Source organism: Marinobacterium sp. BA1 (genome assembly GCF_041155135.1).
Lineage (GTDB): Bacteria > Pseudomonadota > Gammaproteobacteria > Pseudomonadales > Balneatricaceae > Marinobacterium > Marinobacterium iners.
Map to the genome: position 1 here is coordinate 1,891,071 of NZ_BAAFHC010000001.1, position 16,303 is coordinate 1,907,373.

Consider the following 16,303-nt stretch of genomic DNA (forward strand, 5'->3'; position numbering starts at 1 on the left):
CGGCCGACTCCCTGACAGGGATCAAGCATCATCAAGCATCTGCTGCAGCGCCTTGGGCAGGGCACTTCGGCGCTGACGAAGCAAAGGCTTGACCTTACGCTCCCAGACCTGCTCTGCCGTAGCCCCCTCCCAGCCCACGTGCGCCAGATACTCCTGCAAAAACAGGGGCTCATCGACACTCCCCCCCTGCTCTCGCCAGTCCAGCAACCAGGCTGAAAGGTGTAACAACGCAACCCGATCCTGCATCTCGGCTGGCAGTCGGCGCGGCTGAACAAAATCAGGGTAGTGCTGCAAGGCGATACTGCTCCAGACCGGCTCAGGCAGCTGCCAGGCCTTAAGCAGCTCAGCCCCCACCACACCGGGATGTATCTGACCAATCATCGCTTTGAAGGCCGGGTTTTGGCGCTGCAACAGTTCGATTACGATACGGCCCACGTCATGCAGCAGCGCGATGGTGGCCATTTCGGCGGGCCGCGCTCGACCACTGGCCTGCGCAAGGGCAAACACAAGATAGGAGAGCAAGAGCGCACGATGATAGCTGACACGAAAACGGTCCGTATCCGGCAGGCTTTTGCGCATGCTTTCGGCCATGATGATCTGATACACACCTTCAAAGCCCAGCAGACTCACCGCATGGCTCAGATCGGTAATTTTCTGGTCAAAATTATAGCGTGATGAATTGATCGCTTTCAGCAGGGTCGCCGTGAGGGAGGGATCCTGACGCACCAGCTCTGCAATCTGGGAGTGTGTTGTTTTTTCATCGAGCAGCCGATTAAGCAGCTCCACACTGGAAACCGGCAATCTCGGTATACGGGCAATGATTTGTTGTACCGGCTCTGAACCTGCAAAGGCTTCAGCCGCATCGGCGGCAGAAGTAAACAGCACCGAAGACAGCCGTTCATAACGCTGCTGCGCCCGACGATAATGATCCAGCAACTGCAGAAATCGCTCTGCGGCCGAGTGCTGTGCCATTTGCAACAACACTAACTGAGTGGATTCCTGCAGCTGACTGAACGCAGCATCACTCAACAGCAACAACTGCCCATCACTCTGGGCCTGCACGCTGAAGCGAGGCAGGCCTGATCCTTCAGCACCTATAAGGTTCAGTGCCGTAGTCACTTCCAGACTGATCGCCTCTTCGGTTGCGGCAGGCGCCACGCGAACAGTACCCGACTGAAGCAAAATATAACTACTGGCCAGCTCCGACTGCACTGCCAGCAGGTCATCACCGGCAGCAAAACGAACAACACTCGCCCGATTGAGCAGCTCTACCATGGCAGTCTCGGAGAGTTGCGCCCGCCCCGTCAGCAGCGGCGGTTGTTTCCGCACCCCTGACGCCCGAGGCTTGTCTTCCGCACCCGTATCATTGCGTTTCCAGAAACCGATCATCCTTTTACTCCCGGCGTGTATTCCCTGATGTATTGAAAGAGGTGAATTTCCGACCCTCAAACCATAGTGCTAGAATGCGGCATATCTGATTCTGGACGCAAGGGCAAAACTGATGAGTGACGAGCGTACACCGAATATTGATCCGGCCGAGATTGCCAAATTCGAGGAGCTGGCCAGCCGTTGGTGGGATCGCAACAGCGAGTTCAAGCCTCTGCACGACATCAACCCTCTGCGGGTGGACTTTATCGATCGAATCGGCTCCCTGGCTGGCAAGACCGTTCTGGATGTAGGTTGTGGCGGCGGCATACTGTCCGAGGCAATGGCACACCGTGGCGCCGAGGTCACCGGTATCGACATGGGCGAGGCCCCTCTCAAGGTTGCCAAACTGCATGGATTGGAGAGCGGTGCCCGCGTCAGCTACCGTCGCATCACGGTAGAGGACCTGGCCGATGAGATGCCCGGCGGCTTTGACCTGGTCACCTGCATGGAAATGCTGGAACACGTCCCTGACCCCGAGTCTGTGGTACGCGCCTGCGCCCGCCTGGTCAAACCCGGTGGGCAGGTGTTCTTCTCCACTCTGAACCGCAACCCCAAAAGCTACCTGTTTGCCATTCTGGGTGCCGAGCGCATGCTTAAACTGGTTCCTGATGGCACCCATGACTTCAACAAATTCATTCGCCCGGCCGAGCTGGGTGGCTGGGTACGAGGCGCCGGTCTTAATGTAGGGGAAATGAGCGGTCTGGTTTACAACCCATTGACCAAGGTGTACCGCCTTGACCCGAGCGATGTTGGCGTCAACTACATGCTAGCCTGCAGTCGGAGCCCGGAATAATGGCAACCATCGATGCCGTGCTGTTTGACCTGGACGGCACCCTGCTCGACAGCGCTCGCGACTTCCACCGCATTATCAACCGCATGCTAAACGAAGCCGGGCGCGAGCCAATTGAATTCAGTGAGTTGCGTACCCAGGTTTCCAACGGCGCCCGTGCCATGGTGATGCATGCGTTCAAGCTGAAGCAGGACGCGGATGCTTTTCCTGCGCTGCACCAGCAACTGCTCGATTACTATGGCACTGATACCTGCCAAGACAGCAGACTGTTTGACGAGATAGAGCCTCTGCTGAGCTGGCTGGAAGAAAGAGGGATTCGCTGGGGCATCGTCACCAACAAGCCACAGCGTTTCACCCTCACCTTGCTTGACAGCCTCAACCTGACCGAACGCTGTGCCAGCCTTGTCTGCCCGGAGGATGTCAACGCCAGCAAACCCGACCCAGAAGGCCTCTGGCTGGCCTGCCAACAGCTGGAGGTCGACCCGGCCAGGTGCATCTACGTGGGTGATCACAGGCGGGACATCGAAGCAGGTCACGCCGCAGGCATGATCACCGTCGCGGCAGCCTGGGGCTACCTGAACGCCGGAGAACAGGCCGAAGACTGGAACAGTCACTATATTTCACATCAGCCATCAGAGCTGCAGCCGCTGCTAAACTCATTATTGTTACAGGCTGAAAACATACTCCCGGAAAAACCGGGAGTTTAAGGAGCTAAGGATGTTTCACTACGATGCACCGGCCGAGCTGCTCAAGGACCGGATCATTCTGGTTACCGGCGCCGGCGATGGGATTGGCCGTGCCGCTGCCTGGCACTACGCCAGACACGGCGCCACCGTGGTACTGCTTGGCCGCACCCTGGAAAAGCTTGAATCACTGTATGACGAAATCGAGAGCGCCGGTCTGCCCCAGCCCGCCATCGTACCCATGAATCTGGACACTGCGGTCGAGCATGATTATATCGAGCTGAGCAACCAGCTGTATGATGAGTTCGGCCACCTGGACGGGGTACTGCACAATGCCGGCATTCTCGGCATGCGCACCCCGATCGAAAACTATGATCCGGTTACCTGGGAAAAGGTCATGCGCGTTAATGTACACGCCCCCTTCCTGCTGACTCAGGCGCTTTTACCATTGCTGCACAAGTCCAGCGATGCATCCGTGATCTTTACATCGTCAGGCGTAGGGCGCACAGGCCGTGCCTACTGGGGGGCCTATTCGGTGTCAAAGTTTGCGACCGAAGGGATGATGCAGGTACTGGCAGACGAGCTGGATAACGACCCGGCCATTCGGATCAACGCCATCAATCCGGGCGCGACCCGCACCCAGATGCGCAGCTACGCCTACCCCGCCGAGCCACCCGAAACCAACCCCACCCCGGCTGAAATCATGCCGCTGTACCTTTACCTGATGGGGCCGGACAGCAAAGGGGTCAATGGCCGCTCCATGGACGCTCAGGGTCAGGAATCCGCCTGACCCCGGAACTCAGACCCGACGCCCGCGATTACCGGTGTTTCGCTTACCCACCGAGCGGGCCTTGGTTTTGCCACTGCGACGCTTCTCTTCCACCGCAGCAGGCTGCCCTTTGATGACTGCCTGGCGCACTTTCTGGCGCTTGTACAGGCGCTGCTCCTTTTCTGCCTCATTTGGTGTCGGGCGATGGGTACGAGCGGTATCCAGCTCCAGCTCACGTGCCAGCAACTCAACCTCTTTGGGCGGCAGTTCACGCCAGGTGCCTACCTTGATATCGCTGGGCAGGAATACAGGACCAAAGCGCACCCGCTTGAGCCGGTTAACCTGCAGCCCCTGCGATTCCCACAAGCGACGCACTTCACGGTTACGCCCTTCCATCACAACACAGTGATACCACTTATTGGCGCCTTCACCGTCGAAGTAACGCACATCAGTGAACCTGGCCATGCCGTCATCCAGCAAAACACCCTGCTTCAATCGTTCCAGCATGTCATCGTCCACATTCCCAAGCACCCTGACCGCATACTCGCGGTCGATCTGCATGGAGGGATGCATCATACGGTTGGCCAGCTCGCCGTCAGTGGTAAAAATCAGCAGCCCCGTGGTATTGATATCGAGTCTGCCAATGGCAACCCAACGCCCCTGCTTGAGGGGAGGCAGATTATCGAAAACCGTCGTCCGCCCTTCAGGATCATGCCGCGTACACACTTCACCCAGCGGCTTGTTGTAAATCAGAACACGACGCTCTGCCATCGAGGCAAAGGTCAGTGTGACCGGCTTGCCATCCAGAATGATTTTGTCAGCAGCGCTGACTCTGTCCCCCAGCTTGGCTGGCTGATCATTCAGGACAACACGACCTTCTTCTATCCAACGCTCCATCTCACGACGTGAGCCAAAACCGGAGCGCGCCAAAACCTTTTGCAATTTTTCATCTGACATTTTGACGTCTCTTTTCGGGGCACCTGACGACTGCCCTGTTGATATAAATCGGCGAAAAACCAAAAAAGCCCCTTCGGGTTTCCCCGAAGAGGCTATCGCCACATGCATGATGCCCGATCAATCAACGGTGGGCAACTGCTCCTTGGTCAGATTATTCGCGTCCATATATTCACGGAAAGCAACCGGTGTACGGCCACGACCAGACCAGGCGTGCTCATTACCTTCGCTATCCTTAATAACGTATTTGGCCTTGACCGCTTTTTTACGCGCAACCGGCTCAACATTCTGCTTCAGCTCTTCCAGCCCAATACCGGCTTCGCGCATCAAACGCTGGATTTCTTCTACCTGATGCTTTTTGGCCTGCTGCTCCTGCTCTTCACGCAGTTTAGCCTCTTCAAGCTCCAAACGAATATCGTTAAGGTCAGTAATAACCTTGTCGATTTCGGCCAGTGTCATCTCCTGGCAGTGCTTACGCAGAGAGTTTTTGCGAGTCAGAATCTTGTTAAAATCAGTCATATTTTGCCGCCATAAATTAATTGAACAGGTGAATGTGCTTAATTATCGCTACAAAACTTTTTTTTTCAATACTGACAGCAAAAAAATCCTATTTAAAATGTGAAGTATCAGCAGCCCCTTCACGCACGACCACCGGCACTTCATCGACCATATTAATCACACTGGTTGCTTCCATACCGCAATATCCACCATCAATGATCAGATCAACCTGATGTTGAAGCAGGTCTCGCATTTCGTATGGATCCGTCATTGGCAACTCCTCACCCGGCATAATCAGGGAGGTACTCATAATGGGCTCGCCAAGCTGGGATAAGAGCGCTGCAACGATCGGATTATTCGGTACACGAATACCGATCGTGCGACGCTTCGGATGCAGCAACCTGCGTGGCACTTCTGTAGTGGCAGGCAGGATAAATGTATACGCCCCAGGGGTATGCGCCTTCAAGAGACGAAAGGTCTGATTATCCACTTTGGCATAGGTACCTATAGAGGAAAGATCGTCGCATACCAGGGTAAAATTATGTTTATCATCCAACTGCCGAATACGCTTGATACGATCAACCGCCTTTTTATCTCCCAAATGGCAACCCAGCGCATAGGCACAATCAGTGGGGTAGATGACAACCCCGCCTGAACGAATAATCTCTACCGCCTGTTGAATCAGGCGTGCCTGGGGGTTTTCCGGGTGTATCTGAAAAAACTGGCTCATTTTCAAGCCTCCTGTCGAATCAGCACTGAACTGCTTCAGCGCCTGATAAAGTCATAAATAAGATGCCTGTCGCTTTCGACGGCAGGGAAACGGCCAAGTCGCGTCCAGGTCATGTCCGGATTGTGAAAATCACTGCCGGACGAAATTTTAAGGTCAAGTGTATCCGCTATTCTCAACAACAGACCTACCTGGTCTCGGCTAACATTGGGACAACCAATCTCAATACCATCAATTCCAGACTTGGCAAGCTCAGCAATCAGCAACCTCAGCCTTGAAAAGGTTAAACTGTACTTTGTTGGATGGGCCAGAATGGAAAAGCCGCCGCTTTTGCGAATAATATCAATCGACTCAACGATATCCGGCCATTCCGCCTTCACATCACCGGGCTTGCCCTGTCCAAGATAACGATCAAACGCTTCATTCTCACTGCTTACAACTCCTGCCGCCAGCAATGCACGCGCAAAATGAGGCCTGCCGATTTGACCATCCCCTGCCTGTGCTCTGGCCAGCTCAATAATGTTATCCGGCACACCACGAGCAACCAGCTTGCGTGCGATTTTATCAGCTCTGGTAACACGCAGCTCTGCCAGCCGGGCTTCATAGTCTTTCCAACCCGGGTAGTCAGGATCAATCCCCAAGCCCAGTAGATGCAGCACACGTCGATTCCACAGGCAGGTAAGTTCCACACCAGGTATCAACGTCAAGCCGGCATCGTTGGCCGCTTGCTGCGCCTCCGCAAGCCCTGCCAGCGTATCGTGGTCAGTCAATGCCATATACTCGACCGCTGCATCCACCGCCCTTGCAACCAGCTCTGACGGGGACAGTGCGCCATCAGATGCGGTACTATGCATGTGGAGGTCAAACCCTGGCAGGCGTGCCACTTTTGTGGACTCAGTCACGATAAGCTGTTTACCTCTGTTGAAATGAACCTTTCACCAACCATATTAGCGGCCCGATGAAACTATTACTCGACTTTCTTCCTGTCATTATATTCTTTGCGGTATATAAATTCAGTGGTGACATCATTTTGGCCACCGCTGTGCTAATTCCGGCCACGCTGGCCCAGATGGCATACACCTGGCTCAAGACTCATCGGATCGAGAAAATGCAACTGGTCACCCTTGGTCTGGTTGTGATTCTCGGCGGCGCCACTGTGTTACTGGACAACAAGGCATTCATTCAATGGAAGCCTACTGTTGTTAACTGGCTTTTTGCAGCAGCCTTCCTGCTAAGTCAGTTTATCGGCAAGAAACCCATCGTACAGCGCCTGATGGAGAGTAGCATCGAACTGCCATCCAAAGTCTGGAGCAATCTTAATATTGGCTGGATAGGCTTCTTCATTATTATGGGAATAGCCAACCTGGCGGTGGTCTACACCCTGAGCGAGGAAGCCTGGGTCAATTTTAAGCTGTTCGGCATGCTCGGCTGCACCCTCGTTTTTGTCATTAGCCAGGGCATTTATATATCCAGGCACATGCCCGAACAGGAAGAGAACAGCGGAGAAAGCTGATGTATTACGCTATCATTGCAGAAGATATTGAAAATTCACTTGAAGCCCGCATGGCCGCACGGCCTGAGCACCTTGCACGGCTGGAACAACTCAAAGGTGAAGGGCGTCTGCTGGTTGCAGGCCCCCACCCTGCCATTGACAGTCAAGATCCAGGGCCTGCCGGATTCACTGGAAGCCTCGTCATTGCAGAGTTTGCATCGCTTGAAGCCGCCCGCCAGTGGGCCGATGACGACCCTTACTGCAAGGCAGGCGTCTATCAAAAGGTGACTGTAAAACCATATAAAAAAGTTCTACCCTAAGCTAATATAGCTGTTAGCTGCATACCGGATTCAGGTTACGGCTGCTTAACGGACTCAAGTTGCCTGTATGGGTGCCGTTAAGGAAAAACCTGATTGAATGTTCTATACTTGTACACAATTAAAAAACATCCACCTGGCACACAAGGATATGATGATGAAGAAAATTGCAATTGCTGCTGGACTGGCGATGGCACTGGGTACCTCAGCTGCGGTACAGGCTCAGGTTCCGGGTTATGCCGTAAACTCTGATGATACCATCTGGCGCACCAGCTTCGGCGAATGCTGGCACACCGGTTTCTGGACTCAGGATCAGGCAGTAGAAGGCTGTGATGGCGCTGTTGCCAAAGCTGAGCCGGCCGCCCCTGAAGCCGCTCCGGTTGCCACCATGGCTGATGTTGAGAAGAAGTTCGCTCTGTACTTCGACTTCGACAGCACTCAGGTTGGTGATGTAAGCAACATCGTTAACTACATCGGTTCACTGGCCAGCCTCCAGAGTGTGAAACTGGTAGGTTACGCTGACTTCATCGGTTCAGCTGCCTATAACGAACAGCTGTCCAAGCGTCGTGCTGAAGCCGTTGCCGCCAAACTGGGTCAGGTCGGTGTTGACTCCAGCAAAATGACTATCGGTTACATGGGCGAGTCCGCTCCGGTTGCAAACTGCACCGGTCGTGGCGCAGAACTGATCGCATGCCTGCGTCCGGATCGTCGTGTAGACGTTGAAATCATGGGTCAGAAGCGCGCTCAGCAATAAGAACCCTTCTGCTCTAATAAAAAGCCGGCCTTTGTGCCGGCTTTTTTGTTGGATGCTGTCTGCCAGCGTTTATCCAACACCAACAAAAACGGCAGCCGAAGCTGCCGTTTCTAAATTCAAGCCATTACCCGATCAACCGACCCAGACACGCGCATTGCGGAACATGCGCATCCAGGCACCATCCTCGGACCAGTCATCCGGCGCCCAGGAGTTCTGCACACCACGGAAGACACGCTCAGGGTGCGGCATCATGATGGTGACGCGGCCATCCGGCGTAGTAAGACCGGTGATACCCAGAGGCGAACCGTTCGGGTTAGCCGGGTACACAGTGGTGGCATCACCACGGTTATCCACAAAACGCAGAGAGACTGTACCGGATTCATTCAGCATGCGCAGCTGCGCATCGTCTTCAAACTCGGCACGACCTTCACCGTGAGCAATCGCGATCGGCATGCGGGAGCCGGCCATGCCCTGCAGGAAGATGGACGGGCTGTCCTGTACTTCCACCATCGCTACACGGGCTTCGAACTGCTCCGACTGGTTACGCACGAAATGCGGCCAGAGATCGGCACCCGGAATCAGTTCATGCAGGTTGGACAGCATCTGACAGCCATTGCACACGCCCAGCGCAAAGGTATCTTCACGCTCGAAGAATGCGGTGAACTGCTCGCGCGCCACCGGGTTGAACAGAATGGACTTGGCCCAGCCCTCGCCAGCACCCAGAACGTCACCGTAGGAGAAGCCGCCACAGGCGACCAGACCACGGAACTGATCCAGCGTAATGCGACCGGACAGTATATCGCTCATGTGCACATCGATGGCATCGAAGCCGGCACGGTCAAAGGCTGCCGCCATCTCGACCTGACCGTTGACGCCCTGCTCACGCAGGATCGCAACCTTCGGACGCACACCGGAGGCGATCAGGTCGGCCGCCACGTCTTCGTTCTGGTCAAAGCTCAGGCTTACATTCAGGCCCGGATCTTCACGATCCAACAGACGATCAAACTCCTGCCGTGCACATTCGGAGTTGTCTCGCAGCGCCTGAATACGGAAGGAGGTTTCGCTCCACCAGCGCTGCAGCTGAATCAGATCGGCACTGTAGACCTCTTCGTCATCGAAGAAGCAGTTCAGCTGCAGATCCGGATTCAGCGTACCGATCACCTTGGCCACATCACCCAGGCCTGCCGCGTTCAGTTCGTTCAGCACGGTTTCCATATCGTCGCGACGGATCTGAATTACCGCACCCAACTCTTCGTTGAACAGGGCGGCGGCCAGCTCAGAGGTGTCTTCGGCCAGCAGATCCAGGTTCAGATCCACACCGGTACGACCGGCAAAGCCCATCTCGGCAACAGTGGCCAACAGACCGCCATCGGCGCGATCGTGGTAGGCCAACAGCAGGCCCTGCTCGTTAAGCTCCTGAATGGCGGTGAAGAAGTGGGCCAGCAGCTCGGCGTCATCCACATCAGGTACGCTGTTACCGACTTCGTTGTAGACCTGCGCCAGTGCCGACAGACCCATGCGGTTCTGGCCGTTGCCCAAATCCAGCAGGATCAGGTCGGTCTCACCCTTATCGGTGCGCAGCTGCGGCGTCAGTGTCTTGCGCGCATCCAACACCGGCGCAAAGCCGGAGATGATCAGCGACATTGGTGCAGTCACGCTCTTCTGCTCGCCGTTGTCATTCCAAACGGTACGCATGGACATGGAATCCTTGCCCACCGGAATGGTGATGCCCAGCTCCGGACACAGCTCCATACCCACCGCCTTGACGGTGTCATACAGTTTTTCGTCTTCACCCTGGTGGCCGGCAGCGCACATCCAGTTGGCGGACAGTTTGATGTCGGACAGCTTACCGATACGAGCCGCGGCCAGGTTGGTGATGGTCTCACCGACCGCCATGCGGCCTGAGGCCGGTGAGTCGATCAGCGCCAGCGGGGTACGCTCGCCCATCGCCATCGCTTCACCGGCATAGGTGTCGTAGGACGCGGTAGTCACGGCACAGTCAGCCACCGGCACCTGCCAGGGGCCGACCATCTGATCACGGGCAACGGTGCCGGTGATGGAGCGGTCACCGATGGTAATCAGGAAGGACTTGGATGCAACCGCCGGCAGCTTGAGCACGCGCTCGACCGCATCTGCCAGCTCGATTTTGCGGGTATCGAACTCGGGCACTTCGTAGGCCTTGCGCTCGATTGAGCGGTGCATCTTCGGCGGCTTGCCGAACAGCACACTCATCGGTAGATCCACCGGCTTGTTCTCGAAGTGGGTATCACCCAGGGTCAGGTGGTGCTCTTCGGTAGCCTCACCGACCACGGCAAACGGGCAGCGTTCACGCTCACAGATCGCTTCGAAGCGGGCCAGATCTTCCGGCTTCACCGCCATCACATAGCGTTCCTGAGCTTCGTTACACCAGATCTCCAGCGGCGACATGCCCGGCTCGTCGTTATTGACGTTGCGCAATTCGAAGTTGCCGCCACGGCCACCATCTTTCACCAGTTCGGGGAAAGCGTTGGACAGACCACCGGCACCCACGTCATGGATAAACGCGATCGGGTTGTCGTCACCCAGCTGCCAGCAGCGATCGATTACCTCCTGACAACGGCGCTCGATCTCCGGGTTGCCACGCTGTACTGAGGCGAAGTCCAAATCGGCAGAAGAACTGCCAGAGGACATGGAGGATGCCGCACCGCCACCGAGGCCGATCAGCATCGCCGGGCCACCCAGGCAGATCAGCTTGGCACCGACAGTGATTTCGCCCTTCTCCACATGGTCTTCACGGATGTTGCCCAGACCACCGGCGATCATGATCGGCTTGTGGTAACCGCGCACTTCATCGCCATTGGCACCCGGCACCTGCTGTTCGAAGGTACGGAAGTAACCGGTCAGATTGGGACGACCGAATTCGTTGTTGAACGCAGCACCGCCGATGGGGCCTTCGATCATGATATCCAGCGCAGACGCGATGCGCTCCGGCTTGCCATAGCCGGATTCCCAGGGCTGCTCGAAGCCTGGGATGTTCAGATCGGATACCGTGAAACCGGTCAGGCCCGCCTTCGGCTTGGAGCCACGGCCGGTAGCACCTTCATCACGAATCTCACCGCCAGAGCCGGTCGCGGCACCGGAAAACGGCGCGATGGCGGTCGGGTGGTTGTGGGTTTCCACCTTCATCAGAATATGGATCGCTTCCGGGTTGTAGCCATACTGGCCGGTGGCCGGATGCGGGAAGAAACGACCCGCCTTGCTGCCCACGATTACGGACGCGTTATCCTTGTAGGCAGACAGGACGTTTTCACCACCCAGGTTATAGGTGTTGCGGATCATGGCGAACAGGGAATGCTCCTGACGCACGCCATCAATATCCCAGCTGGCATTGAAGATTTTGTGACGGCAGTGCTCGGAGTTCGCCTGGGCGAACATCATCAGCTCTACATCGTTGGGGTTGCGCCCCAGACCGTTAAAGCTTTCAACCAGATAATCGATCTCATCGTCTGCCAGCGCCAGACCCAGCTCTACGTTCGCTTTGGCCAGGGCATCACGACCACCGCCGAGAATGTCGACCTGAGTCATGGTTCGTGGCTGTTCGTGGCGGAACAGGGACTGCGCCTGATCCAGGTCAGTCATCACCGCTTCGACCATGCGATCATGCAGCAGCTCGGCGATGTGACCGCGCTGCTCAGCAGTCAACGGCTGTTCGCTGCGCACATGGTAGGCGACGCCGCGCTCAAGGCGCTCGATTGCATTCAGACCACAATTACGGGCAATATCCGTGGCCTTGCTGGACCAGGGCGAGATAGTGCCGGGACGCGGAACAACCAGGAAGAGTTCTCCGACCGGTTCTTCCGCACTGGCCTTGGGACCATAACGCAGGATACGATCTAGAACCTGAGACTCCTGTTCCTCCAGATCACGCTGCAGATCTGCAAAATGAGTGTATTCTGCGTATAGACCTGTAACGGACGAAACCTGCGACCGGATCGAGGAAAGCAGTTTGGCATGACGAAAAGACGAAAGAGCGGGAGCTCCACGCAGTACGAGCATGTTGATATCGAGCCTCTTGATTCTACCTGCAGACCAGGCATGGGAGAGCGAAAGAATGAAAGCTGATTTTACCCGATCGGGCGACCGAGATACAGAATAGCCGAGCCTATGTTTAAAGAGCGGAAATCACCCCACCTGCGAGAACTGATCTATTCGGGCGCTCTGATCAGTCTCACGCTCGTGCTCGCCATAATCGGGCTGAAAACGCCTACCCAGCTCGATGCGATTCGCAACAACGGTGTTCTGAGGGTAGCCACCACCAATACTCCCATGACCTATTTTATTCGCCGCTCCGAGCCGGCAGGGTTTGAGTATGAACTTACCAAGGCATTTGCTGACCACCTGGGGGTGGAGCTTGAACTGGTCCTGCCATCCAGTTTCTCGGGGCTGTTTCAGGTCTTGCAGGAGCGTAACGCCCATTTGGCCGCTGCCAGCCTGACCGTCACCCGCGAGCGCCAGCAGCGCTTTGAGTTTTCGCCTCCCTACCGCCAAAGCGCACCCGTGCTGATCTACCGAGTACGACAGGGAAATCCGGCGCCCAAAACCCCGCTGGACCTTTACGGACGCAGCATCGGTGTCCTCAAAAGCTCAAGTTATGAAGAACTGCTGGATCAACTGCGACAAGAATTCCCCAAGCTGCGGTGGTTCAGTAACCCGGATGATACGGTTACCGACCTGCTCGACCGAGTCCATGAGGGCAGCCTCGACTACACCATTCTGGATTCAACCGTTTTTGATGCACAAAAATCATTCTATCCCGGCCTGAAAGCCGCATTTGAACTGCAACCACCCCAGCCCATCGCCTGGATGCTAAATCGCCATCATGACGGCACTCTCAAGGCAGCTTTGCAACAATGGTTTGCTCTGGAAGAAACAGCACAACTGATCAAAACCCTCGAGGAGCGCTACTTTTCACGCACCAATCCGCTTAACTTCTTCGATACGGTTTCATTTCGGAGGGACCTGGAAGAACGTTTTCTACCACTTTACCCCTGGTTCCGTGAAGCAGCAGACGCAAGCGGGATCAATTGGCTACTGCTGGCGGCCATCGCCTATCAGGAGTCACACTGGAGAGCCGATGCCGTCTCTCCCACAGGCGTTCGAGGCATTATGATGCTGACGCAGGCAGCGGCAGCTGAAGTGGGTGTTGATGACCGTACCGACCCGAAGCAAAGCATTCTCGGCGGTGCTCAATACCTGGTCAATGTGAAGCAGAAGATCCCTGAGCGGATCCCCGAGCCCGACCACACCTGGTTTGCACTGGCAGGCTACAACGTGGGGTTTGGTCATCTTGAAGATGCCCGCATCCTGACCCAGAAAGCCGGCAAGGACCCCGACAAGTGGCAACATGTCCGCGAATACCTGCCTCTATTGAGCAACCCTCGCTACTACAACCAAACGCGCTACGGCTACGCCCGAGGGCATGAGCCGGTGCAGTACGTCAGCAACATCCGCAAGTATATGGAGCTGTTGCGCTGGGAAGTGGAGACCGCCGGGGCACGCAACCTGAACCCGGACCTTGAAAGCGACAGCGATGCCGCTGACTCGAATGAAAGCAGCTCGGAAACACGCCCTCTGCCCTTGAGTAACCTGCCCAGCTCACTCTGAATTTGTGCCATCTGGAATCTGGCCGTTTGTAACCTTGAGCTGTTTCTTTTGTGCTCTGCGCGAGCGGAAAAAATCACTGATCTGCTCACTGCATTCTTGTGCCAATACCCCACCCTGATACTCCGGACGATGATTGACCCAGGTCTGATCAAACACGCAGCCATTGCTTACCACAGCCCCTGCTTTGGGCTCAGTAGCACCAAACACAACCCTTGCAATACGCGCGTGTACGATGGCACCGGCACACATAGTGCAGGGTTCGATGGTGACATACAGCTCGGCTCCCACCAGGCGATAGTTTCCCACCTTGTCTGCAGCATGCCTTAACGCCATGATTTCAGCATGAGCTGTCGGATCATGACTGCTGATCGGTCGATTCCAGCCTTCGCCAATCACAACGCCATCCAGCACCACCAGCGCTCCTACCGGCACTTCTCCCAGCTCGGCTGCACGCGCCGCGAGCACCTGAGCATGACGCATGAAAGCCTGATCCCGTGTTTCTTGGTCCATCTCGTTACTCTGCCTCACCGTCCCGTCTCGGCATTCATGCTGATCCCAACCGCCATAGAGCCGCATACCATACCCGTTTTCACATCAGACGTTCTCTTCGCCGCCTATTCCCACTTTATCACTAAAAATATAACTGTTGAGCCTGCCCTGCGGATATGAGATTTGTCCGAGCCGAGCAAACCGGGCACGATGTCGGCATGCGCTAATCTCAGGCAGAGTCTTTGCGCATGTCAGTCAGCAGGAAAAACACCAACACCGCCAGCCCCCCGATCAATGCGGCAGACGTCAGCAGCAGCACTGAGTGTGTGGTCGAAAAAGCCGCCTTGCCCGCAGCAACCAATGCGGCGGCCTGATCGTCGGAAAGCTGCCGCGCGACCAGATACGTATCGCCCATCGAAACCGCAGCCTGATCTGCGAGATCAGGGGATAACCCAGCAGGGGTCGTGAGGTTACGCCTGAAAATAACCGACATAAACACACCAAATAGAGTGATGCCGAGACCAGTGCCAAGTTCATACCCGGTCGCTTCCAGCGAACCTGCAGCACCGCCCTTGCTTGCATCGACTGAGCCCATAATAGCGATGGACGACGCAGTCAGACCGATACTCAGCGCTAAACCCAGCAGTGCCAGCAGTAGCGGTACGATCACTCCCGGAGCATGAAAATCCTGCACGGCAAGCCAGCCCAGCGACAGCGCTGCGACGACCATCGACAGGCTGGCCACTGGCCGCAGTCCATACCGGGCAGATAGCCAGCCCGCAACCGGACCGCCCACTGCTGCCGCAGCCATGATGGGAATCAGGAATATCCCGGCCTGAAGCGGTGTTTTGTCCAGGACGTATTGCAGCTCCTGCGCCAGAGTCAGTTCGACCCCGGCCAATGCGCCGCTGGCGACCACCGCCATGATAATGCCAGCGACGATGGCAGGGTGTGCCAATAAGGAAAGATCCAGCATCGGCGCAGCAGTGCGGAACTGCTTACGAGCAAACAGCACCAGCATTGCCAATCCAAAAGCCAACGTCAGCAATACCACTGCAAGGGGTTGCTTGCCACCAAATCCCGTCTTGGCCGCATACACCACTGCAATCATACCCATGACCAGCAGCAAAGCCTGACCAATCGGCCAATGACCGGGTACGGTCTGCTCCTGACGCGGCAGCAGTAGCCAGCAGGCCGGAGCTACAACGAGCATCAGAGGCACGTTGATCAGGAACACCGAGCCCCACCAGAAATGTTCCAGCAGCGCACCACCTATCAACGGGCCAACCGCCGCACCGGCAGCCCCCACCGTACCCCATAATCCGAGCGCCAGTCCTCGCTCCTTATCGTCCTCAAAGGTACGGCGGATAATGCCCAGCACGCACGGCATGATCATTGATCCCCCCAACGCCAGCATAACGCGCGCACCAATCAGCATCTGTGCAGTAGGCGCAAAGGCCGTCGCGGCTGAGGCAGCCCCGAAGATCATCAAGCCGATCAGTAAGATGAGTCGGTTACCTACCCTGTCGGCCAGAGTACCCATAGGCACCAGCAAGCCGGCCATCAACAGCGGATAAATATCGATGACCCACAGAACTTGGTTATTTGTTGCTCCCAACGCCTGGGTTAACGTGGGGACCGCAACATGCAGAATGGTCATATCGAGAACAACCGGCAGGAATGCCAGCATTACTGCTATCAGAATCAGCCAGCGCCTGGGGTTTGGAAAGTAGTAAGACACAGGTTCACCCCTGATTTG

15 protein-coding genes are annotated in these 16,303 nt (G+C 56.1%); 7 read left to right on the forward strand and 8 right to left on the reverse strand.

Translation table 11 applies throughout. The features are described from left to right. Positions 1 to 21: 21 nt before the first annotated feature. Positions 22 to 1,389, reverse strand: a complete 1,368-nt coding sequence (locus ACAM29_RS09145) for an HDOD domain-containing protein (protein WP_354467120.1) — start codon at positions 1,387 to 1,389, stop codon at positions 22 to 24. Positions 1,390 to 1,501: 112 nt separating this feature from the next. Here ACAM29_RS09145 and ubiG point away from each other — a divergent pair, with 112 nt between their 5' ends. Genes ubiG through ACAM29_RS09160 form a run of 3 tightly spaced genes read left to right on the forward strand, consistent with a single transcriptional unit; the run spans position 1,502 to position 3,691 of the window. Next, entirely contained in the window at positions 1,502 to 2,221 is a 720-nt protein-coding gene (ubiG, locus tag ACAM29_RS09150) for a bifunctional 2-polyprenyl-6-hydroxyphenol methylase/3-demethylubiquinol 3-O-methyltransferase UbiG (RefSeq protein WP_206840466.1), read from the forward strand. Then, positions 2,221 to 2,925 (forward strand): HAD family hydrolase, encoded by a 705-nt coding sequence (locus ACAM29_RS09155; RefSeq protein WP_369623934.1) that lies wholly within the window; start codon positions 2,221 to 2,223, stop codon positions 2,923 to 2,925. Before ubiG ends, ACAM29_RS09155 begins: the two co-directional genes overlap by 1 nt. Positions 2,926 to 2,935: 10 nt before the next feature. Continuing rightward, on the forward strand, positions 2,936 to 3,691 hold the full coding sequence (locus ACAM29_RS09160; protein WP_206840463.1) for a YciK family oxidoreductase: 756 nt from the start codon (positions 2,936 to 2,938) through the stop codon (positions 3,689 to 3,691). Positions 3,692 to 3,700: 9 nt separating this feature from the next. Here the strand turns inward: ACAM29_RS09160 and rluB are convergent, their stop codons facing one another. From rluB to ACAM29_RS09180, 4 genes are all read right to left on the reverse strand, one after another. Further along, entirely contained in the window at positions 3,701 to 4,627 is a 927-nt protein-coding gene (gene rluB, locus ACAM29_RS09165) for a 23S rRNA pseudouridine(2605) synthase RluB (RefSeq protein ID WP_354407793.1), read from the reverse strand. 117 nt (positions 4,628 to 4,744) lie between these two features. After that, positions 4,745 to 5,143 (reverse strand): H-NS family nucleoid-associated regulatory protein, encoded by a 399-nt coding sequence (locus ACAM29_RS09170; RefSeq protein ID WP_091825576.1) that lies wholly within the window; start codon positions 5,141 to 5,143, stop codon positions 4,745 to 4,747. A gap of 88 nt (positions 5,144 to 5,231) precedes the next feature. After that, positions 5,232 to 5,852 carry an L-threonylcarbamoyladenylate synthase gene (locus tag ACAM29_RS09175; RefSeq protein ID WP_206840460.1) on the reverse strand — a complete coding sequence of 207 codons (621 nt, stop codon included), beginning with the start codon at positions 5,850 to 5,852 and terminating at the stop codon, positions 5,232 to 5,234. A 35-nt stretch (positions 5,853 to 5,887) separates the two neighbouring features. Beyond that, entirely contained in the window at positions 5,888 to 6,751 is an 864-nt protein-coding gene (locus tag ACAM29_RS09180) for a PHP domain-containing protein (RefSeq protein ID WP_242530132.1), read from the reverse strand. Between the two features lie 56 nt (positions 6,752 to 6,807). Here ACAM29_RS09180 and ACAM29_RS09185 point away from each other — a divergent pair, with 56 nt between their 5' ends. From ACAM29_RS09185 to ACAM29_RS09195, 3 genes are all read left to right on the forward strand, one after another. Continuing rightward, positions 6,808 to 7,362, forward strand: coding sequence for a septation protein A (locus tag ACAM29_RS09185; protein WP_091825566.1), 555 nt, complete (start codon positions 6,808 to 6,810; stop codon positions 7,360 to 7,362). Continuing rightward, positions 7,362 to 7,661 (forward strand): YciI family protein, encoded by a 300-nt coding sequence (locus ACAM29_RS09190; RefSeq protein ID WP_354407788.1) that lies wholly within the window; start codon positions 7,362 to 7,364, stop codon positions 7,659 to 7,661. Before ACAM29_RS09185 ends, ACAM29_RS09190 begins: the two co-directional genes overlap by 1 nt. A gap of 154 nt (positions 7,662 to 7,815) precedes the next feature. Beyond that, complete coding sequence (locus ACAM29_RS09195; protein ID WP_369623935.1) at positions 7,816 to 8,412, forward strand: OmpA family protein; 597 nt, start codon at positions 7,816 to 7,818, stop codon at positions 8,410 to 8,412. Between the two features lie 132 nt (positions 8,413 to 8,544). On the opposite strand, the gene purL is transcribed toward ACAM29_RS09195, so the two are convergent. Next, positions 8,545 to 12,447, reverse strand: a complete 3,903-nt coding sequence (gene purL / locus ACAM29_RS09200) for a phosphoribosylformylglycinamidine synthase (protein WP_369623936.1) — start codon at positions 12,445 to 12,447, stop codon at positions 8,545 to 8,547. A gap of 108 nt (positions 12,448 to 12,555) precedes the next feature. Between purL and mltF the strand changes: the two genes are divergently transcribed. Continuing rightward, positions 12,556 to 14,055 (forward strand): membrane-bound lytic murein transglycosylase MltF, encoded by a 1,500-nt coding sequence (gene mltF / locus ACAM29_RS09205; RefSeq protein WP_354407782.1) that lies wholly within the window; start codon positions 12,556 to 12,558, stop codon positions 14,053 to 14,055. Here the strand turns inward: mltF and tadA are convergent. Both tadA and ACAM29_RS09215 read right to left on the reverse strand, forming a co-directional pair. Then, positions 14,047 to 14,565 carry a tRNA adenosine(34) deaminase TadA gene (gene tadA / locus ACAM29_RS09210; protein ID WP_369623937.1) on the reverse strand — a complete coding sequence of 173 codons (519 nt, stop codon included), beginning with the start codon at positions 14,563 to 14,565 and terminating at the stop codon, positions 14,047 to 14,049. The two genes, mltF and tadA, sit on opposite strands and share 9 nt — an antisense overlap. Positions 14,566 to 14,773: 208 nt before the next feature. Beyond that, on the reverse strand, positions 14,774 to 16,285 hold the full coding sequence (locus ACAM29_RS09215; RefSeq protein WP_369623938.1) for an MFS transporter: 1,512 nt from the start codon (positions 16,283 to 16,285) through the stop codon (positions 14,774 to 14,776). Between the last annotated feature and the right edge of the window lie 18 nt (positions 16,286 to 16,303).